The organism is Faecalibacterium prausnitzii, from assembly GCF_003287495.1.
In the GTDB taxonomy this organism is placed as follows: domain Bacteria; phylum Bacillota; class Clostridia; order Oscillospirales; family Ruminococcaceae; genus Faecalibacterium; species Faecalibacterium prausnitzii_I.
The window spans coordinates 264,189-279,843 of record NZ_PRLE01000004.1 but is presented as its reverse complement, the minus strand read 5'-3'; the positions used below and the strand labels follow the sequence as shown (position 1 = coordinate 279,843).

12 protein-coding genes are annotated in these 15,655 nt (G+C 48.4%); 2 read left to right on the top strand and 10 right to left on the bottom strand.

Annotated features, from left to right (window positions below; genetic code table 11):
• The first annotated feature begins 5 nt into the window (after positions 1 to 5).
• A complete protein-coding gene (locus C4N22_RS09110; RefSeq protein WP_112148727.1) occupies positions 6 to 1,481 on the top strand; it encodes a glycoside hydrolase family 32 protein in 1,476 nt (491 codons plus the stop codon).
• 84 nt (positions 1,482 to 1,565) lie between these two features.
• On the opposite strand, the gene C4N22_RS09105 is transcribed toward C4N22_RS09110, so the two are convergent.
• The 3 genes from C4N22_RS09105 to C4N22_RS12915 all read right to left on the bottom strand — a co-directional run bounded on the left by C4N22_RS09105 (position 1,566) and on the right by C4N22_RS12915 (position 3,772).
• On the bottom strand, positions 1,566 to 1,817 hold the full coding sequence (locus tag C4N22_RS09105) for a DUF6061 family protein (RefSeq protein WP_112148726.1): 252 nt from the start codon (positions 1,815 to 1,817) through the stop codon (positions 1,566 to 1,568).
• A 512-nt stretch (positions 1,818 to 2,329) separates the two neighbouring features.
• Positions 2,330 to 3,565: a tyrosine-type recombinase/integrase gene (locus tag C4N22_RS09100; RefSeq protein WP_112148725.1), complete on the bottom strand. Its 1,236-nt coding sequence runs from the start codon at positions 3,563 to 3,565 to the stop codon at positions 2,330 to 2,332.
• Between the two features lie 36 nt (positions 3,566 to 3,601).
• Positions 3,602 to 3,772, bottom strand: coding sequence for a hypothetical protein (locus C4N22_RS12915; protein WP_181567198.1), 171 nt, complete (start codon positions 3,770 to 3,772; stop codon positions 3,602 to 3,604).
• A 221-nt stretch (positions 3,773 to 3,993) separates the two neighbouring features.
• Here C4N22_RS12915 and C4N22_RS09095 point away from each other — a divergent pair, with 221 nt between their 5' ends.
• Complete coding sequence (locus tag C4N22_RS09095) at positions 3,994 to 4,875, top strand: Abi family protein (protein WP_112148724.1); 882 nt, start codon at positions 3,994 to 3,996, stop codon at positions 4,873 to 4,875.
• A 95-nt stretch (positions 4,876 to 4,970) separates the two neighbouring features.
• Here the strand turns inward: C4N22_RS09095 and C4N22_RS09090 are convergent, their stop codons facing one another.
• The 7 genes from C4N22_RS09090 to C4N22_RS09060 form a co-directional block, all read right to left on the bottom strand.
• Positions 4,971 to 5,180 carry a DUF6462 family protein gene (locus C4N22_RS09090; RefSeq protein WP_005920587.1) on the bottom strand — a complete coding sequence of 70 codons (210 nt, stop codon included), beginning with the start codon at positions 5,178 to 5,180 and terminating at the stop codon, positions 4,971 to 4,973.
• 45 nt (positions 5,181 to 5,225) lie between these two features.
• Positions 5,226 to 5,492: a DUF6462 family protein gene (locus C4N22_RS09085; protein ID WP_112148723.1), complete on the bottom strand. Its 267-nt coding sequence runs from the start codon at positions 5,490 to 5,492 to the stop codon at positions 5,226 to 5,228.
• A gap of 463 nt (positions 5,493 to 5,955) precedes the next feature.
• On the bottom strand, positions 5,956 to 7,218 hold the full coding sequence (locus tag C4N22_RS09080) for a tyrosine-type recombinase/integrase (protein WP_112148722.1): 1,263 nt from the start codon (positions 7,216 to 7,218) through the stop codon (positions 5,956 to 5,958).
• A 111-nt stretch (positions 7,219 to 7,329) separates the two neighbouring features.
• Positions 7,330 to 7,617 (bottom strand): excisionase, encoded by a 288-nt coding sequence (locus C4N22_RS09075; protein WP_112148721.1) that lies wholly within the window; start codon positions 7,615 to 7,617, stop codon positions 7,330 to 7,332.
• A 212-nt stretch (positions 7,618 to 7,829) separates the two neighbouring features.
• Entirely contained in the window at positions 7,830 to 9,122 is a 1,293-nt protein-coding gene (locus C4N22_RS09070) for a virulence-associated E family protein (protein WP_242981001.1), read from the bottom strand.
• 76 nt (positions 9,123 to 9,198) lie between these two features.
• The gene (locus C4N22_RS09065) at positions 9,199 to 10,245 is read right to left on the bottom strand and encodes a plasmid recombination protein (protein WP_242980997.1); all 1,047 of its coding nucleotides are present in this window, start codon (positions 10,243 to 10,245) and stop codon (positions 9,199 to 9,201) included.
• Between the two features lie 1,759 nt (positions 10,246 to 12,004).
• Complete coding sequence (locus tag C4N22_RS09060) at positions 12,005 to 15,538, bottom strand: UvrD-helicase domain-containing protein (RefSeq protein WP_112148719.1); 3,534 nt, start codon at positions 15,536 to 15,538, stop codon at positions 12,005 to 12,007.
• Between the last annotated feature and the right edge of the window lie 117 nt (positions 15,539 to 15,655).

The following is a 15,655-nucleotide window of genomic DNA, read 5'->3' as shown; positions in this document are numbered from 1 at the left end:
ATTCCATGAACAATCTGACTTTACAAAAAGCCCGTGCCTACGAGGCCGAGCACGGCGCAGCCATTTCCCCGGCGGAACGCCCTGCCTACCACATGACCCCCTATGTGGGCTGGCTCAACGACCCCAACGGCTTCTCTTATTATAAGGGGAAGTATCACCAGTTCTATCAGTATAACCCCTACGATGTGCGGTGGGCGCCCATGCACTGGGGCCACGCCGTCAGCACCGACCTGCTGCACTGGGAGTATCTGCCCTGTGCACTTGCCCCGGATTCCCCGGCGGATAACGGCCCCGGCTGCTTCTCCGGCTCTGCCACCGAGATGGATGACGGCAAGCAGCTGCTGATGTACACCAGCGTGGTGGCAGAAAAGCAGCCCAATGGGGAGATGCGGGACATCCAGACCCAGAGCATTGCCATCGGTGACGGGCTCGACTACGAAAAGCCTGCCTGCAACCCGGTGCTGACCCAGAAAGACCTGCCGAAAGGCTTCAGCAAGTTTGACTTCCGGGACCCCAAGATCTGGCGTGAGGCCGACGGCACTTACTCCGTCGTCACCGTCTGCCGGGCCGAGGACGACAGCGGCGCAGCGGCACTGTTCCAGAGCAAGGACGGCTTCGACTGGCACTTTGTCACGGTGCTGGAACGCTGCAACAATCAGTACGGCAAAATGTGGGAGTGCCCGGACTTCTTCCCGCTGGACGGAAAACAGGTCTTGATGCTCGGCCCCATGGAGATGCTGCCCAAGGGCGAGTTCCATAACGGTCACAACGTCATTGCCTTCATCGGCAGCTACGACAAAGCCACCCACACTTTCACCAAGGAAAATGTGCAGTTGATGGATGGCGGCATCGACTTCTACGCCACCCAGACCACCCTTGCCCCGGATGGCCGCCGGATCATGACCGCATGGCTGCAGACCTGGTCGGACACCGAGGATAAGCCCCAGGGCTGCAAGTGGTTCGGGCAGACCATCTGCCCCCGAGAGCTGCACATTAAGGACGGACGCATTGTTCAGACCCCCGTGCGGGAGCTGGACGCCGTCCACGGCAAGCGCACCTTCCACGAAAATGTGACGGTGCAAAGCGAAACTTCTCTGGAAGGCATCAAGGGCCGTGTGGCCGACCTGACCGTCACGGTACAGCCCGGCGAGTACCGCTCCTTCACCCTGAAGCTGGCTGCTGACGCAGACCATCACACCAGCCTGACCTACGACCCCTACACCTCCGAGCTGACGCTGGATCGCAGCTATGCCGGTTCCCGTGCCGACATCGTTCACCGCCGCAGCTGCAAGGTCCGCAGCCAGAACGGTGCGCTCAAGCTCCGCATCCTGCTGGATAAAAACAGCATCGAAGTTTTCGCCAACGATGGCGAGCAGACCATGACTGCGTGGATCTACACCCCTCAGTCTGCCGACGGCATCACCTTTGCTGCCGATGGCAAAGCAACTGTTACGGTGGAACAGTTTGAACTGAATCTGTAACCTGATATTCCTTTCATTTCTCCTTCATTGAATACAGCCCCACTTTGGCTTCTCCTTCGCCAAGGTGGGGCTGTGTTTTTTATGTCATTGATCTTCCAGTCTGCCGTGGTCGCAACCAAGCGAGAGATAATGTCCAATCTCCCCACCCAGCACAAGCTGGGTGTACTCCAAGGGCTTGTTGTATAGCAGCCAGTCCAGCTCTGCCCGCTGTGCCGGGATGTTGCCGTACTCATCCTCAATGGCGATGCAATCGATGGCAAGGGGAGTGCCACCCTCGAACCGAGCTTCCACCCGGTTGGAGGCCATGTTGTAGCGGCAGGAAAGCAGTTTGTTCATAAGAAAGCCTCCATGTTTTTCACATTTACTTCTTCTGCGGTGGAAAGTTTCAGCTGTCCGTTTGCAGATCCATGAATCCGCTTTTTGATGCAGCCCTTTACAGGTCTACACTCATCCACCACACGCTCCAATTTCACGCTAAATGCGAACAACGCTCTTTTTGCTCTGCACAAAATCCTGCATCGTTTGGCGTAAAATTGGCGTATGGTGTAGTTTTTACTGGAAATTCATTAAAAGAAAAAGCCTGAAACTTCTCGGTACATCAAGAAGTTTCAGGCTTTGTTTCGCTTAAATTGGAAATTTACTGCTCAATCGGCTTCATCGTGGGGATACTTTCCGGAACCGGCTTACAATGCTTCGTAATGCTTCACAATCGTATTTTCACTTGAGTTTCCGATATTCGTAATCCTTCGTGATTCGCCGTCATTCTCGTAGTTTTGCTGTCAATTTGCTGTCCTTGGAAGAATTTTGCTGTCAGACAAAACGCTCAGTAAGAGCCCTTCTTTGTTGCTTCAAAAAATGTCCAGTGTAGCAGCCAAACGCTCAAATGATTCCTGTTTTTTCTCCTCAGTCGCTTCGGCATAAATGTCCATCGTGGTCTGAATATCCTTATGCCCCATGACCGATTGGATGACCTTCAGGTTGGTCTCTTTTTCGCAAAGCCTTGTGCAGAACGTGTGCCGCAGATGATGTGCCGAAAAGTCCGGCAGCAGAACCGCTTCGCGATGCTGCTTCTTTGCTTCTACTTCCTCGCCTGCGTTGTAGTCTGCAATAATGCGCTTGATGGCGCGGTTCACAGATTGCGGATTCGGGACGTTACCAAAACGATTGCAGAAGATGAAGCCTGTCATACCATCAATCTCCACATCGTTCCAGCCGGATTCTTTCTGCTCCTCATGCAGCATTTCAAAGGCATCCTTCACAGTATCAAACATAGGGATCGTCCGAACGCCTGCTTCCGTTTTAGGTTTCGAGATGTGCAGAACAGAATTGCGGCTTTCGCCCACCGGGTAATAGACCAGACTGTGATTGATACTGATAGTGCGCCGCTCATAGTCCAAATCATCCCAGCGCAAGCCCAACGCTTCACCAATGCGGCAGCCTGTTCCCAGCAGTACCGTGAACAACGGCCACCAGTGGCAGAAGACCGGGTGATTGGCGATATGTTCCATGAACGCCCGCTGCTGCGGAATCGTCAGGGCATGACGCACACCAGTGGTCTGCTCGGAACTTTTCTTGATTTCTGCCATCACACCATCTGTGGGATTCTTGCGGACGATCTCATCCCGAACCGCCAGCTGAAAGGTGGGATGTAGCAGCGTATGAACGCTTTCGAGCGTGTTCGTCTGCAAGCCCTGCTTATCCAACAGGTAATTGTAGAATTGCAGCACATCCGAATACCGAATCTCTGCAATTTTCTTCTTGCCGAAGGTATCGCGGATGAAGCGGTCATACATATAAAGATAGTTGCTCCGGGTGGTCTGGCGTAGATTCGTTTTTAGGCTCATGTAGCGGTCAAACACAAAGTTGACCGTTGCTTTGCCTGCAACGTAAATATCCAGACCGTCCATCTGGTCTTTGGTGAGCCGTGCTTCCTTCTCCCGAAGGGTCACAAGGTCATTTGCGTAGATGTATTTGCGCCGCCCCAGCGGGTCCGTGTAAGAATACGCATATCGCTTATCGGAGCTGCGCTGCATCTCACCTTTTCGCAGGGTACGCCCCCGCAGGTCTTTTCGTGTCGTTGCCATATCAATTCTCCTTCCCGAAAGAAGAAGGACTTGATACTATTTAAGGGCGGACAAAACTTTGTCCAGCCCCTGCAAGACAACTTCTGTTACAGTCAGTTGATGTTGTTCGGCATAAGCACAGATACGCTCATACAGGGCATCTTCTACCCGAATGCTCAAGATTTTCTTTTTTGCATTTTTGGATTTTGGTCGTCCCATCTTTGCCATAGCTGCTCTCATACCTCCACAGTACCAGTATACTTTCCGTGTGACAGGAAGTCGAGCTGTAAAAAACCCTTCTTGAAAATTTTTACGAAAAATCGAAAGTTCACACTCTGCTCATTGACATTTCGTCCTTGATTTGCTATTATAATGGTAACAACTCCCCCAGGCCTCTGCGCATAGCGTATGCACACTTGGGGGCGTTTTGCTTATAAAGGAGATTTTTCATGGCAGACAAGGACTTCAAAACGATAGACGAACAAATCGAGATTCTTCGTTCACGCGGCCTTACCATTGAGGATGAAGCCGAAGCAAAGGATTTTCTGCTGCGGAACAATTATTACCGTGTCAGCGGCTATTCTCTGACGCTCCGCAAGAACGATGTTTTTGCGAAGTCTGCCACGTTCCAAAATATCGAAGACATTTACAATTTCGACCATGAGTTCCGTCATATCATCCTGCACCATATCGAAACCATTGAGGTACAGATAAAGTCCATCTATGCCTATGAATTTACAAAAGTGTATGGGCCGCTGGGTTATCTGGATGCCGCAAATTTCTCCAATCAAGCAAAACATAAGGAAATCGTCGACAAAGCCAACCAGCAGAAGCGGCAGCGGCTGGCCCACGAAGCCTACTTAAAGCACTTCATCAACGACCTGCACCAAGAGATTCCGCTCTGGGCCTACGTTGATTTGCTGACGATCTCCGACATTTCTTTCCTGTATTCCATTTCCGAACGTCCGCTCAAAGAAACAATTGCCCATCGGTTCGGGCTTACCATGAATCGCGGCCCGGAAATTCTGGGGCAGTATATGCACAGCATGACGATCATCCGCAATCTTTGCGCACACGGGAGCCGCATTTACAATCGTCTCTTTGAGCAAAAGCCTTCCCTCAACAAGAAGGAACAGACATTGTTGATTCGCCGGGAAGATGGCACGATGGATAACGCGCATTTCTTCGGGTTCTTCCTCATCATGAGAAGGCTTCTGCCTGCTGAGAACTTTGCAGAGATGAAGGAAGCCGTCATTGCTTTGACGGAAAAATATCCGTTTGTGCGAATGGATTATTACGGCTTCCGGGATGACTGGAAAGAAAAGCTCTGATTTTGCATAGAATAAAGGTGACTTCTCCCACGAGCTGCTCTGCAGCGCAACACTGTGGGCGGTCTGGGGTCGGTGGATTTTCCTCCGGCCTATTTTTATGCAATGCGGAAGGTTTCCAGATACCGCTCGAAAATCTCGCAGTTGACCAACGCCACCTTGTCGATTTTATAAACGGCTTTAGCTTCCTTCGCTAACTCCTGAAATTTTGTCAGACCAAGACTGTATTTTTCAGCCCCTTCCTGATAGCGGACAAACTTTTTCGCGTTCATTTTTGTTCTTTCAACGTCCTTTCGGGCGTAACCCATAAGCAAAACCTCCATGTTTTATTTTTGATATCCACACACTGCCGCTCACTCGTCCTCGACCTCCTCCGCGGTAATTTTTCTTGCAGGTTCATGGAAGCGTTCCAAATAGGCATCAAAAATCTCCCGGTTGATAAGCACCGTGCTGTCGAAACGGTAGATTGCCCCGGCATCGCTGGCAAGTTCCAGCAGCTTCTTGTGAGAAAGGCTGTATACGATCTCTGCCTGCTGGTAACGCAGGAACTGGCGGCGTAGCTTGCGAAGCTGGTCAGGGATTTCTTTCATGGGTTTGATGGTCTTATAGTCGTTTTTCATAATCTTATCCTCCGTTTTTTGTGACTGTCTGACAGAAGTTGGCCGCAGGAGCAAACAAAAAGAGCACTTCTCAGATGATTCCAAGAAGTGCTCTTACAGCTTTGTTCAAGCCTTGTGCGTTTTTATCTGAAATCCGTCACGCTTCATAACGGGACGTGATTCTTCAGGATTTTGCTGTCAAATTGATGTCAAAACGGGGATGACACAGTTTTTGCAAGAAAATCAGAAGTCAAATCTTTCGTTTCTATGTTGATTTTCTTGCGGTTCACTGGTCGATGGGCTTCATCGTGGGGATGTCATCGACGAGCAGTTATAAGCCTTTATTTCTTGATACTACTCTACACCGCAAGGGTTGAATTTTGCCATTCCATTTACATCTCTACACAAGCCTTTATCCGAACGGTATCGTTTGGCGTATGAATTGGCGTAAATGGCGTATGGCATATTTGGCGTATGCTTTATTTTATTCTTCAGGGTCTTTCCACTGTGCGAACTGACGGTCAAGATTTTCAAATTCAGACTTACGCAGTTCCTTGGTCACATCCGCATAGATGTTCAAGGTCGTGGAAATATCCGAATGTCCCAGCGCATCCTGAATCACCTTGATGTTCACGCCCGCTTCGCACATCCGGGTCGTGAAGGTATGCCGCAGGGTGTGGCAGCTGAAACGCGGCAGGAGTACGGTGCTGTTCGGATTCTTCGCCAGCACTTCATCGTTGCAGTCCCGGATGATGCGCCGGATGGCCTTGTTCAGCGTTCCCTGATGCTGGCACTCTCCAAAGCGATTGACGAAGATGAAGTCCGTATAGCCATCCACCGTTACCGCGCAATGGATCTCTGCTTCTTCCTGATAGGCACGTTCCTTTTCAAAGGCTTCTTTCACGAAGTCCATCATCGGAACAGTGCGGACACCGGCCTTTGTTTTGGGCGAGTGGCAGTTGAAGTAGCAGCCCTTCTTGCCGCCGTTGTTCTCACGGTGGTCGTAGTTGACCAGCGTGTGATTGACGGAGATCGTGCCTTCCTCTAAATCCACATCGCACCAGCGCAAACCAGTGGCTTCTCCTACACGCAAACCAGTTCCCAGCATGACCGCGAAAATCGGATACCAGTGCTGGTACTTCGGCGTTTTGGAGAGGTAGGACAGCAGCAGATTCTGCTCTGCCACGGTCAGTGCCTTACGGCGGTTGGTTTCAAACTGGTGTGCCTTTTTCAGCTCCCGCAGAACATTGTCCGAGGGGTTGTTCCGCAGATAGCAGTCATCCACCGCCATGTCCAGCACCTGATGCAGAACCGTGTGTACGCTGTCAATCGTAGAGATCTGCAAGCCCCGCTCGTCTGCCAGCGTGTTGTAGAACTGCTTCACATCCGACTTTTTGAGCGCAGACACTTTCGATTTGCCGAAATCTGGCTCCACGAACTGCCGATAAAGGTACAGATAATTCTGAAAGGTGTTGTCCTTCAGACCACGCTTCACCTTTGCCCACAGGGTGAACACATCGTTCAGGGTGACGTACCGTGCTTCTGCCTTGATGCCTTCCAGCGAATCTCGCTGAATGTCGTTTTCCTTTTCCCGAAGCTCCTCCAAGGTCACGGCATAAATAGAATGTCGCTTGCCATCCGGGGAAGTCCAACGGAAATCGTACTTGCCATCTTTACGCTGGGATTCGCCTTTGCGGAGAACCACACGCGCCTTGTCCTTGCGTTTCGTGTTCTGATTTGTTGCCATGAGCGTTGCTCCTTTCTACATTGCGGTACAGAAAAGAGCGTTGTTCTGTGTTCATAGTACCACAGATACGCCATTCTCTGCAAGACGTTTTGAAAAATATCCGGGACATTTTCAAAGCGAGTACATTCGCTCCGTATATTCATCCAGCTTGCGCCGCTTGATGAGCCGCTTGGAACCCACCCACAACACGAACTGGCAATGCTCCTTATCCGATAATGAACGCAGCTTGTTGATGTCAATGCCGGAATAAGCCGCAGCTTCTTCCAGCGTCAGATTGCTCTTTTCCCAAATCGGAACTTGTCGGGACTTGGTCCCTCCATCTTGCTGATGCAAGACCGTTCCGTCGCTTAAAGTCCCCACCGGGGACTTCATTGCTTCGCAAACGCGAACTTCCTTCATAGGCAGACCTCCAATTCCTTGTAACCGAACGCCTGTAACCGGGCAGGAAAATTCTCTTTTTCTGTACGCAGGACATTCGGTGGACTTTATACTTTTTCTTATCTTTTTAAGGTTACATGGTTACAGAAAGCGGAAAACGCAGCAATCATGCGGTTTTTGCGCTGTAACTGCAGCGTAACCAAACCTGTAACTGACCGTGTAACCGCTGTCCATCAGAAGGGAAATCCCAGTTGCTGGGCTTCCGCATCCGACATTTCGGAGAAATTTTCAGCCCCGGTTTCGGGGCTGGTTACGCGCTCCCAGCCTTTCTGAACGCCGTACTTCGGGTAACGCTTGGCGGTCTTGTGAGCCTGCCAGCCTTGGATATCGCCGCGCGAAATTCCTGTGTTCATGATCTCGCAGATAGCGCGGGTCTCCCACTCTGCCGGGATGTTGGTGTTGCCCAGTGCCTCCGCATAGAGCTGCTTGGAACACACCCGGTCACCCGTGTAGTCCTCCAGAAAGGCATAGATCATACCCGCCTGCGCGTCCTCCTGCATGAAGTCCTGTTGATGGGCTTGCAACGTTTCCTGCATGGCGGGGCTGAACGCCAACCTGTAGTCGCCGCTGTTGTAAATCGTCATGGCTTCTGCCCAGAGCTGGTCGATATAGGCGCGAGATTCCTCCTCATTGTCCAAAATGTGGGTCTCAGCCAGTTCCGCATCCACCGGGATGGAGATAAAGCGGCGGTTGCCCGTGCGGTCACGGGGCAAAAAATCCTGCCGGTTGGTCGTGCCAGCAAAGACGCACTGGCGTAGACGGTCGGCAGGATGGGTCTCGTAGGGGACTTTATAGGTTTCCTTCTGTTTACTGAGAAAACTTTTGATCTCCTCGATACTCTTGGCATTGGCGGTGGCGATCATCTCCGACATTTCAATGATCCAGTGCCCCTGCAGCTTTCGGTACACGTTGTCGTCGTCCAGCCGCCGCAGGTCGTCCGAGAACCATTCATCCTTGACCGCCAACAGCCGAAAAAAGCTGGACTTTCCTGTGCCTTGCCCGCCCACCAGACAGAGCATGGTTTCAAATTTGCATCCCGGCTGGAACACGCGCTTAATGGCTCCCAGCAGGAAAATTTTCATAGCTTCGCAAGTGTATTCGTCCTCCGCAGCACCGAGGAAGTGGTGCAGGACGTGGGCAATCCGTTCCGTGCCGTCCCATTTCAGGCCGTTCAGATAGTCCCGGATGGGGTGGTAGCGGTTCTCGTTGGCAACGATGTGGATGGCGGATTCGATCTTCTTCTCGCTGGAAATACCGTATTTCTCCATTCTCCGCAGGATATACTTCATGTCGGTGTCGTTCAGGGGCTTGCCGGAGCGGGGCCAGCCTACGGGCTTCACAATGTCGATGCGCTCACTCAACAAGTTCAGCCGGATGGCATCGGTCAGCACATGGTCGTTCTGCAAAATCGTGATGCAGTTCTGGATCGTCCGCTGTATCTCTCCGTTGGAGTGCTTGGTCAGCATTTCTTTTACGTCCGCAACGGTTCGGGGAGCGCGTTCTTCGTTGACTTCTTTGCTCAATAAACATCACCTCGTACTATTATTGAAAACGATTTTCTGACTTTTCAGCGGTAGGCGGCTCAGATGGCTTCCGCCGTGTTTGCTCTGCCTGCAAGCGGTTCAGCAGTTGCAGAACAGAATCCCGTGCTTTCTCCTTGACCTGTTCTTTGCCTTTCTGCCGAACTTCCGACTTCAGCAGCTTCTCTTGCAGACGTGTAGCGGTGGTCTGCATGGTCTTGAGGAACTTGTCCAGCACGGTGTCCAACCGATGGGCGGCGTACTCTCTCGTGGTCTGCGGAGCCTTGCGTTCAGGGGACAGCACCCACTTCTTCGTGTCCTCGATCATCCGCATATCCTCTTTCCGAGTCTCGGTGCGCACCACGTCCGTTATGACCTCCACCGCCTTGTCGTAGGCTGCTGTCGAAACTTCATCGATCAGCGTTTCCATGTCGTTGACCTTGAGGGTCAATTCGTCCAGCTTGCTCTGCTGGGCGGCAAGCTGCTCCTTCTGCTTGGCAAGGATGAAGTCCTGCTTTTCCAGATATTTGCGGTTGCTGTATTCTGCTTCTTCCTCCAATTCCAGCCCATGCCGTTTGGCGATTTCAAACAGCATCTTCCGACAGGCGGCATCAAAGGCGATCTTGCGGTTATTCCTGCGGCTGAGAGGCTTATTCGGGTCGGGCAAGTTGAAGCCCAACGCTTCCAGTGCCTTTTCCTGCTGCGGAGCGATCTCGCCGTACTTGTTTTCGCAGTCGAACACATGACGCTCGTGGATGTGGGGTGTGCTTTCGTCCAGATGCAGTGCCCAGTCCAGCACATGAACATGGTCGCCGAATTTAGCCTTGAACTCCTCAATGAACTCGGTGACGATATTCAGCAAGTTCTCTGCCGAGGCATGGTCGTCCTTTGTTCCCAGCTGATAGATAGTTTCTTCCGGGCAGGTCTTGCGGCTGGACAGCAGGTCGGGAATGGAGCGGTTGCGCTCCGTGTGCCGGATCCTGGCGTTTCGCTCGTTCTGGCTTTCAACAAAGGCCGTGTAGTGGGTTTCGTAGAACTGCCGTTCCACATCCGAGAAGGTCGCAGCCAAATCATCCGGGTCTTGCGGGTCGAGAGCCGAACGGAAACCGTAGAAGCAGTCCCAGTAGATGTTGCCCTTGGCTCGTTCCGGGTCGATGTGCTCACTGTTGGCAAGGTTGAAACTCCGGTCATTGTGTTTGGGGTTATAAGTGCCGTGGGCTCCGGCTCGTCCGTTGTGTCGTGTTAATTTCAGATAGACATCCCTCTTTTCCTGTATTTTTTGTGTACGGCCACTCGTGCGATCAAATCACAGGAGTGATACAATTCTTCTAAGCAACGGGTCTCGCATTTCAAGACCGTGTCTTGAAATCTTCTCTCGGAATCGAGAGGTAATCCTTTCGGAAAAGGATTTATGTGTTTGTTATACTGCAAAGAAAGTGGCCTACCGCTCCTTCCCTCAGTGGGAGATCATGGCGTTTGTCGCTTTCCGCTTAAAAGAGTTTGCTTTCGCTCTGCAAGAAAAGTATAGCAAAGAAACTCATACTCGAACAGGAACCGAGAGTTCCTAATTTTCGGTGAAAGTAGGAAGCATCGTTCCACTTTTTCGTAGCATCGTCACTCTTCAACTCCGGAAAAATTCTATATCATTGCGTAAGCTTCAAATAAATATCCCTCCGTTTCAACAGCTTGATGGGGAAAACGCAGCAGCGAAGCTGCTGGATCTGCCGCCGTTTTGCGCCAGACAATACCCAGTATGATATGACGCGCAGCATCATATCACTGGGCAAGGCTGCCGCCCTTGACCCGCGCAAAGAGCTGCGCTCTCTGCACTCTTGCTCCGGGCAAGCTGTCCTGAAGGACAGCTCGTCCGGCTTCAATATGTATCGAGAACCAGCGTACTCGCCAGCTCTCTCAATTGCAGATCAGCACCCTGGTCTGCTTAATATGTTAAGGTCTCCCATATTCGCCCTCGGCACCCTAGGAGTGGGGAATCGTCCGACGGCGGGCTTGCACCGCACCATTGGCATTTCAGCCACCCCGCCTTCGTTATGGCCGGGCTGCGAATTACAGAAGTACCTTTTGTGAAGTACCGGACGATTGAACTATTCTGTTTTCAAAGAACGGAGTTATATAGAAAATCTTCAGAATTTAGGGCTTCCGAAAAATTATCCCTCTAATTGGTAGGCATCGAAAAAGGGCTTTTTGTTACCCGAAAAAGAAATTTGTTAAAAAGTTCTTGGAAAATATAGCTGAAGCAACCGCCGAGTTAAAATATCATTGGTTTATCGAGCCACCAACTGAGGTAGGCCATTTACAACGGCGAGCATATCCAAAGTCGAATCACTCTTGAAAAAAGACACTCTCACTTGGTAGGCATCGAGAAGGGCCATTTGGCACCCATTGATGACTCTTTGTAATAAAGTTGTCATAAATATCCACTTCAAAAAAGTCCCCTCAATAGGTAGCCGACGAGAAAGGCCAAAATAGAGCCATCTTTCCGAAAATTAACAAAAAAATCACAAACGACAAAAAATCGCCACACAACAACCTGAACCTGACCATCCCTTCCGGGATGGCCTTGGTTCGGGTTCGTTATGTAGCGATAAGAAAGTCAAAAACTTGCTCCGGCTTCTTTGGGAGCCGAGCTGGAACTCTAAGTAAAATATGTTATATTAAATTGTTGGGATAGATTGCCACAAAAATCGAGTTGTGTCAACAAAAACTTTTTGAAATACGACACTTTCGGCGGCTTGCAAGAAAAAACGAGGGGAACTTTGGCAAAAAGAGAGAGGGCTGGACGGTGCCAGCCCTCTTGACAAGTTGATCTATTAGGAAGGGATTACATATAATTCTTGAATGGCTCTAGTACAGGCAACGTACTGTTCGTTCGGTGTCATGCCCGAAAGAACAACAATCGCTTTTTCAAATTCAAGGCCCTTTACATTTGCCACAGAGATAACATTATAAGCTCCCCGAACAATTTCTCGTTGCTCATCAAAGAAAACGACATCGTGGTCACGGAGAAAATCATTGAGAACAAGAGGTGCACCTGATACAATAATTGCGACTCTATCATCTTGTGCAATTTCCAAATCTGGAATCATATTAACTTTTTCTTGCTTGCCGTTTAATCCAACGGCAAGCATTTTCATACTGAACTCTCGGTTGACATATTCCGTAATCTGACGTGCATTTCGATAGTTTTCTGATATAGTCGCCGGTGTGCCAATACGGAGGTCTTTAGGTATCGAGGTGAGTTCTGCAATTCCTTTTTCACTGATGCATTGACTAAGATCTCCAAACAAATTAAAAACCGAGTTAGGATAAAGTTTTTGTACCAAACGAAGCTCATTGGGTGAAAGATCTTGAAATTCGTCCACAAAAATGTATTTTTTATCCAAAGACAAATCGCCCGCATAAGAGGATAGCAACTCAGTCATTAAAAATGCTTTTGACAGCGGAATTTCCGTTATAGAGTCGTAAGATATAGTAACATTTAATAAATGAAGGATACTATCCAAAAGATATGTATTCTTGTCTGGAGACTTTCGCTGCTGCTGAAGTCTCTTTTTCTCACGGAGCATCTTGTTATAGGTAGAAAAGAAAGTAAAGGGGGTCAACCCTACTTTATCAAGTGCATCTTCAGATTCTTCGTAGAGTTGAACCAGCTTTTCAAAAGAAGTTTCATAATCAAAGGCATCTCCGATGGATTTTTTTCGACAAACAATTTTTTCGGAAAGTAGATTCTCCAGTATAATCTTTTTGTATTCCAGATGATCAAAATACATTGCCTGTTGGTCAAGAAATCTATCAAAGGCTACTGCTTCCTGTCGGGAAACCTTTTCCCATTCATTCAAAAGTTTACGCGCATCATCTCGTTCAAGATTTTCAGTAAGGAACAGTTGTAAAACTTGCAGGCACTGAGCCATACTAGTCGGAGTGAATTCTTGATGAACCATTCCACGGTTGAATTCGTCACTGATGATTAAAGCTGAAACCTTTAAAGTATAGAAAAATTTTTGCTCAAGACGAGAGCTTTCCGGATTCTTCAATTGAGGTACATCTTTCAGAAGATTGCCACGAAGCAAAAGTCGAATTAGCAGTTGAGCATTTTCGTATTTCAGACGTTCAGAAATTCTTTTTTCAAGCAGTGAATCCAGATGTTCAATATCTTGAACGCTAGCTTTTTCAAGCTCTTTAAGAGATGAATTATAAAGAGAGTCGAGCTGTCCAATTTCTTCAGGCTTCAAGGTTGATCGCTCTATATAGGAGCGGATCGTTTCGTCAAGTTGTTCTTGATAAGATTTTAAAGATCCACCATTTGAGGAGCCGCGATGTAAAATGTTGAATAAATCCAAACGCAAAGTATCAAGGTATGTTTTTTGGTAATAGGCTTTTGGGGTAATACCATCATCAATAACCTGAAACTCCTCATAAGGCAATTGAAGCTTGTTTAGAAGCTGCTTGCTTGCTGCCTCGTAAAATGATACCACTGTAAATTGTTTGACCGCCTCGATTTGAAGCAATCGTGAAAGTTCATGGCTTTCTCTGCCAAGGATGTCAGTAGGTGAAAGAACAATTATATCTTCCATCTGAAGATCTTTATGGTTGTATTTCATATATCGGATTTTGTGCATGAGGATCATGGTCTTGCCTGATCCAGCACATCCCAACACCAAAAGTGGAGTATCCATATTAGACGTAATAATTCGATACTGGTTTTGTTGTATAGATTCAACAATATCATGGATTTTTTTGTTCTTTTGGTTGGCAGCAATAATTTGTGCGAGGTGTTGATCAGCGACTGTGGTACTTTTGGTTTCTTTTTGATGGGCATTGTATAAATCAGTGTACCCTTGATAATCGCCATCGGAAATGTGAACGTCACGGACAAGTTCCAATTTCTTATCTTCATTACCAATGTACATTTGCCATTGATAATATAACGATGCCTGTTCGTCAGCCCAATCTGTAATCCATCCTGCAACTTGTTGTTTTCCTAGATACAACTCCGCATTATATTTATAGTCAACATGGCAGAAATAAGGTTTTCGGATGACCTTATTCACTTTTCGGTCGATTTGTCTCCGTGCCAGTTCCATATCAGGCTCTGATCGTCTGGTTTGTAGCAAGCCAGAACGGCTATCATAATAGTAGCTCGTCTCCGGCTTGAAATCCTGCATAATCTCATTTTCGACTTGTTTGCCATAGATTCTGCGAACTGCAATCTGGCACTTTGTCAGATATTGACGCTCCAATTTCTCTTGTTGAGCATCGGACGTAAGCTGCATATTTTTTCGCAGGGATGGTTTTAGTTCACCCTCAGCATTGTAGCCCTCAAAATTGTAACCATCGTGGTCATAGCCATCGCGATTATATCCAGCACGGTCAAAACCTGCTTTGTCATATCCGAAGACATCAAATCCATTTTCATCATATCCATCGCGATTATATCCATTACGGTTATAACCATTTTGGTCAAACCCATAAAAATTGTAACCATCGCAGTCATAACCAGCATGATTGAGCCCTGTTATGAAATGGTATCCCTCTCGATTATAACCATCGCTATCTAAACCATTCACGTTGTAACCGTCACGATCAAAGCCTTCAAGGTTAAACCCTGTATAAATATGATATCCATCGGCATCAAACAATTCGCGAGAATAGCCTTCAATGCTGAGTCCTTCTGAATTAAAGCCGTCACGGTAAAAGCCTAGAATATTTTTTCCATCCGAGTTCCAGCCTGTAAAGCTAAAACCGTTTTGATCATTACCATCACGATCGAAGCCATACAAATCGAAACCGTCTGCGCCATAGCCTTCACGATCCATACCGTTATGGTCAAACCCATCGCGGTTATAGCCGTCTTTATCATAACCGTTACGATCAAACCCGTCACGATCAAAGCCAGCCCCATTAAAGCCACTCCGGTCAAATCCCTCAATATCATATCCGCGAGCATTGAATCCGTCTTTATCGTAGCCGTACTGATTGAACCCATCTTTATTGTAGCCCTGCCGATTGTAACCGCTTTTATCATAGCCCTGTCGGTTATAGCCATCCTTATCAAGACCTGCACGATTAAAGCCCGTACGATCATATCCCAACGTATTATAACCTTTGTGGTCAAAACCGTCTTTATCAAAGCCAGAACGATCAAAGCCATCTCGGTCATAGCCATCCTTATCGTATCCATCTTTATCAAAACCCGTAAGTTTATTGAACCCCTGACGATTCAATCCATTACGATCATAGCCATCTCGGTCAAATCCCTCTCGGTTATACCCCATACGATCATAACCATCCTTATTGTAACCGAAACGATCGAATCCAAAGCGATCATAGAGAATTCTTGGCATAATTCCTCCAGCAGGACAAAATCTCAGAGTTACCTGTATGATAAATGTATTCGTTAAAGAAACGGTCCATTGTTATCAAGGCAACCGCAACAAAATACCTAAAAGTATTTCTTGCCC

Coding starts and splice junctions, on each gene's coding strand:
- C4N22_RS09110 (WP_112148727.1), top strand. CDS start 6: ATGAACAATCTGACTTTACAAAAAGCCCGTGCCTACGAGGCCGAGCAC.
- C4N22_RS09105 (WP_112148726.1), bottom strand. CDS start 1,817: ATGAACAAACTGCTTTCCTGCCGCTACAACATGGCCTCCAACCGGGTG.
- C4N22_RS09100 (WP_112148725.1), bottom strand. CDS start 3,565: ATGGCAACGACACGAAAAGACCTGCGGGGGCGTACCCTGCGAAAAGGT.
- C4N22_RS12915 (WP_181567198.1), bottom strand. CDS start 3,772: ATGGCAAAGATGGGACGACCAAAATCCAAAAATGCAAAAAAGAAAATC.
- C4N22_RS09095 (WP_112148724.1), top strand. CDS start 3,994: ATGGCAGACAAGGACTTCAAAACGATAGACGAACAAATCGAGATTCTT.
- C4N22_RS09090 (WP_005920587.1), bottom strand. CDS start 5,180: ATGGGTTACGCCCGAAAGGACGTTGAAAGAACAAAAATGAACGCGAAA.
- C4N22_RS09085 (WP_112148723.1), bottom strand. CDS start 5,492: ATGAAAAACGACTATAAGACCATCAAACCCATGAAAGAAATCCCTGAC.
- C4N22_RS09080 (WP_112148722.1), bottom strand. CDS start 7,218: ATGGCAACAAATCAGAACACGAAACGCAAGGACAAGGCGCGTGTGGTT.
- C4N22_RS09075 (WP_112148721.1), bottom strand. CDS start 7,617: ATGAAGGAAGTTCGCGTTTGCGAAGCAATGAAGTCCCCGGTGGGGACT.
- C4N22_RS09070 (WP_242981001.1), bottom strand. CDS start 9,122: ATGCTGACCAAGCACTCCAACGGAGAGATACAGCGGACGATCCAGAAC.
- C4N22_RS09060 (WP_112148719.1), bottom strand. CDS start 15,538: ATGCCAAGAATTCTCTATGATCGCTTTGGATTCGATCGTTTCGGTTAC.